Origin of the sequence: Nguyenibacter vanlangensis (assembly GCF_013376155.1) — a bacterium.
Lineage (GTDB): Bacteria > Pseudomonadota > Alphaproteobacteria > Acetobacterales > Acetobacteraceae > Gluconacetobacter > Gluconacetobacter vanlangensis.
Window position 1 is genome coordinate 1 of the sequence record NZ_JABXXP010001142.1, and the last position, 652, is coordinate 652.

Below are 652 nucleotides of genomic sequence, written 5' to 3' on the forward strand. Positions count from 1 at the left end.
CCGGCTGCGTGGCGGCGGCCATGGCGACGGGAAGCGGGGTCGGCGTGGCCGACACGAGCTGGGTGTCGGCGCCGTAGGCCGCCAGCGGGCCGCTGAGGGCGACGCTGCTGCCCAGGTTGGGCGTGACCGAGGCCAGGTAGTTCACCGTCTCGTTGGGAAGCTGCCGGCCGGTCTGCAGATAATCGTCGAGCCGCTGCGGCCCGGCATTGTAGGCGGCGAGGAAGCCGGGCGCGCCGTAGCGGTCGTACATCTGGCGGATATAGGCGGTGCCGGCCAGGATATTGTCATGCGGTTCGTACGGGTCGGGGCCCAGTCCGTTCTGGTCCTGCATGTCGGCATAGGTCTGGGGCATCAACTGCATCAGCCCCATCGCCCCGGCCGATGAGGTGATCGGCTGGCCGTCCAGATATTCGTGGCCGCCCGATTCCTGCTGGATGACCGCGCGGACCCACTCCTGCGGCACCGCGAAGCGGGTCGCGGCCTCGGTGATATAGGGGCCCCACGGGTCCTGGGGCGGGCCGGGGGCGCGATAGGCGCCGTTGCGGGCGTAATAGCGGGAATAGCGCGAGCCGGGCGCGGTGGCGCAGGCGGCGAGCGCGGCGACGGCGCAGAACAGCGAGAGCCGGACGAGGCCCATCGATCCGAGCCATTG

At 70.9% G+C, this 652-nt stretch carries 1 protein-coding gene; it reads right to left on the reverse strand.

What is annotated here, in order from left to right; genetic code table 11:
- A partial coding sequence (locus HUK84_RS21750) for a lytic transglycosylase domain-containing protein (protein ID WP_176641988.1) occupies nucleotides 1-637 on the reverse strand: 637 nt, incomplete at its 3' end.
- Nucleotides 638-652: the final 15 nt, after the last annotated feature.